General features: G+C 46.1%; 2 protein-coding genes and 1 tRNA gene. 1 reads left to right on the top strand and 2 read right to left on the bottom strand.

Features of this window, described 5'->3' with window-relative positions:
- Window positions 1–46 precede the first annotated feature (46 nt).
- A tRNA-Arg gene (locus tag WIG73_RS03685) sits at window positions 47–121 on the bottom strand.
- Window positions 122–235: 114 nt separating this feature from the next.
- A complete protein-coding gene (locus WIG73_RS03680; protein WP_337399336.1) occupies window positions 236–2,287 on the bottom strand; it encodes a right-handed parallel beta-helix repeat-containing protein in 2,052 nt (683 codons plus the stop codon).
- A gap of 156 nt (window positions 2,288–2,443) precedes the next feature.
- Between WIG73_RS03680 and lysS the strand changes: the two genes are divergently transcribed.
- Window positions 2,444–3,903 (top strand): lysine--tRNA ligase (gene lysS / locus WIG73_RS03675; RefSeq protein WP_337399335.1); only part of this gene is annotated, 1,460 nt, incomplete at its 3' end.

Here is a 3,903-nt window from a genome sequence, read left to right as displayed (position 1 = left end):
GCCTTGCTTTAAAAATCCAATGCACATGTTCGGATAAGTTATAGTGTGGCACCCCCAATAGGAATCGAACCTATAACTGCCCCTTAGGAGGGGGCTGTTATATCCATTTAACTATGGGGGCTTTTTTCAAAAACTTTTATTATTATACCATAACGCAAAAGGTTTGTAAAGGGGTAAAATAAAAAGAAATGGCATTGGGAACCCAGGTTCCCAATGCCATTTTTATTGTGATTTTTTATTTTCTTACGCCTGCATCGTTTAAATTAAAAGGAACAAAGCCCAGTTTGATGGCAGGGGAATTGGGTGATAAAGTAAAGTCACGGTTATCTACATCTTTAAACAGCGGGTCTGCCACAACCGAGTCGCAATCCATGTTGTGTTTTGCCGAAAATTCCGGCAGTTCCGCCTGAACCGTGTCGCTCTCCATGAGGTAGGTCTTGTCGCGGCCATAGTCGTAGAACACGTTTTTCGAGCCGGCAATGGCATGGTTAAACTGGCCGTGATAGTTCACCGCATACATGGGCGAATTGTCTGCCACCACAATGTTGCGCTCAAAAATAATGCTAAGGTGCATTTCCGGTCTGCTGACACGGAGAATTCCGTCAGTTGAAAAGGCAAAAATGTTGTTTCTCACGGTGTTCATGCTTCCGAAATGCTGGTGGTAAGCATTGTTTGAGAAGTTGTAGCAAATGTTGTTTTCAACGGTGATGTAGCTTGAGCCCTCGTCGGTATAAATGCCCCAGCCGCCGTAGTGACGGGCGTTTACGTCGTGAATGAGGTTTCCGCGGACAATGGTGCCCGGCTGGTAGCCCAAAAGGTAAATGCCGCCCATGTCGGAAAGCAAACCGTCGCCCAGGTTATAGATGTGGTTCTTTTCAATGATATTGTCGCGGCACACCGTGGGCTTGTAACCCCAGACCCAGCCCACAGAAATTCCGCTGTAGAACAGGTCGTGAATGTCGTTGTGGGAAACGGTGTTTTCAAAGGAGTGCATCAGCAATACGCCGCAGCCTGCAAAATATTTCCGGCCGCAGAACGAAATTTCGTTGTCGGAAATTTCGTTGCCGTATGTAAGGTTAAATGCTTCGCCTTCCGCATCTGCGCCGTTAATTTTAATGCCGCCTGCGCCGCCGTCGTAGAACGTGTTGCCTAAAATGTGAATGTTGTCGCAGCCGTCTTCAATGGATACGCCGTAGTGACCGAAATTTTTCACCGAGCAGTTTTCCATGAAGCAGCCGTGAGCGCCGATAAAGCGAATGGTTCCCGGCGCTTTGTTGGCAGACTGACCGTCTGTTGCTTTGGGTTCAACGTTTTCGGTGTGCATGGTGGCGGTGTCTAAAATCTGGTCGCTGTAATAGCCGCCGTCGGTGTAGCGGAAGTCTAAATTGCGAAGCCGAATATTGTTTGCCTTTTTGCCGTTTTCTGCGTCGCCGTGTATGTCTACCAGCATGGAAATAACCGGTGCATAGACAGAAATGTTATCAACGGTCTGACTGTTGTTTTTCGGAATGTAATATAAAATGCCTTCTTTTTTATCTAAATACCATTGGTTGGGCTTAGAGAATTTTTCCGGTACGTTTTCTAAATAATATTCCATGGTGCTGGAATCTTCCGGAGATTCGCTGTAGCAGTGGTAGCCGGAGCGGTATTTTAACGTAACCTTGTTGGTTTTTCTGTCAAAGCTTTCAATGGGGGTGTGCTCGTCAACCCAGAAATGGGTGAAACTTAAATAGCAGTCCTCCACATTCTGAATGCCGTCCAAATCGCCGTCATTGGCGATAAACCATTTAGAGCCTTCGTGCAAGACCTTTGTTTTCACTTCCACTTGCTTTGGAATGATGTGGCCTGTTTCCGGGTATCTGGGAAGCTGTGCGCGTTCGCCGTCAACATATAAATCGGCAAAAGACCATTTGCCCTCTTTCACCTCGGGAATGTTCACCGCAAAGCACTTGTGGCCGTTAAACTCCGACTCGTAAAACCCGGTGAGCTTTTTGCTGCCCGTGATGGTGGTGCGTTTTTCCATGTCGTAAGGCTCAATGGTTAGTCCGCAGACCGATTCGTCGATTACAATGGTTTCGGGCACGAACACCTCGCTGTCCATAATTTTTAAGGTGATGGGCTGTAACATTCCCACCCGGCGCAGGTTTGCAATTTGCATCAGCGCAAATTTAAAGGTTTTTAAGGGGCCGTTGCCCAAACCGTCTTCCTCCGGCAGAAAGCCCATGTTAATATCTGAGCCGTTTTCAGCCGAAATATAAAGGGTTGTCACGTTGCTGAAATTGTACATAACTTTTCTCTCCTTTTCATGCTTAATGAAGTTTCATTTATTTTATAGCAATCGTTTCAAAAAGTCAATAACTTCAAGAAAAATAAAAAAATTATTGTGTAAACAATAAAACTGTAGTATAATATTTGATATATACATAATTTTAGGAGGAATACCATGTCACAGGAAAATAATTCAGTGCCGGAGCTGAGTGAACTTTTGCAAATCCGGCGGGACAAGCTGACCGAGCTGGTGAATGAGGGGAAAAATCCCTTTGAACAGGTGAAATTTGATAAAACGCACTATTGTGCTGATATTGAAAACAATTTCGAATCTATGGAGGGCGAAGTTGTGTCCGTTGCCGGGCGGCTCATGTCAAAACGCGGCATGGGAAAGGTAATGTTCTGCGATTTGCAGGACGTTTCCGGCAAAATTCAGCTTTTTGTAAAGTTAGACGTGTTGGGTGAAGCGTCTTACGCCGCCTATAAAAAGCTTGACATCGGCGACATTGTGGGCGCAAAGGGCGAAGTGTTTAAAACCAAAACCGGCCAGGTTTCGGTGCGGATTTCGGAATATACGCTTCTTTCTAAATCTCTTTTGCCCCTGCCGGAGAAATTCCATGGCATGACAGATACGGATTTAAGATACCGGCAGCGCTATGTGGATCTGATTATGAACGAAAGGTCCAGACAGACATTTTTAAAGCGCACACAGATTATTAAAGAAATCCGAAATTTTTTAGATAATTTGGGCTTTATGGAAGTGGAAACGCCGGTGCTTCACACCATTCCCGGCGGCGCAGCGGCCCGGCCGTTTATTACCCATCACAATACGCTGGATATTGACCTTTACATGAGAATTGCCTTAGAACTACATTTAAAGCGATTGATTGTAGGCGGGTTTGAAAAGGTGTATGAAATTGGCAGGGTGTTCCGTAACGAGGGCATGGACACAAAGCACAATCCCGAGTTTACGCTGTTAGAGCTTTATGAGGCCTATACCGACTATGAGCATATTATGAATTTAACGGAAGACCTATACCGCCATGTGGCTCAGGCCGTTTTGGGCACCGGTGTGGTGGAATATGACGGCGCGACGCTGGACTTTTCAAAGCCCTTTGAACGCATTTCCATGGTTGATGCTGTAAAAAAATATGCAGGCGTAGACTTTAATGAAATTGAAACGTTAGAGGAAGCACAAAAGGTTGCCAAAGAGCACCACATTCAGTTTGAGCCTCACCACCTGAAGGGAGATATTTTGAATTTGTTCTTCGACGAATTTGTTGAGGACAAGCTCGTTCAGCCCACCTTTTTAACTGGGCACCCGGTTGAAATTTCACCCTTGGCGAAAAAATGCCCGGGGGACAGCCGGTATACGGAACGGTTTGAGCTGTTTATTTGCGGCAGGGAATGTGCAAACGCATTTTCCGAATTGAACGACCCCATAGACCAGAAGGAACGCTTTATGGCGCAGGTTGCCAAGCGTGACGCGGGGGACGACGAGGCCAGCATGATGGACGACGATTTTGTTACGGCGCTGGAATATGGCATGCCGCCTACCGGCGGTTTGGGCATTGGAATTGACCGTTTGGTTATGATTTTAACCGGGGAAAACTCCATCCGTGACGTGCTTTTGTT

Source organism: Congzhengia sp. (assembly GCF_037235575.1).
GTDB lineage: Bacteria > Bacillota > Clostridia > UBA1381 > UBA9506 > Congzhengia > Congzhengia minquanensis.
Note: the sequence above shows the minus strand (reverse complement) of the source record. Positions and strands in the feature narration are given on the sequence as shown.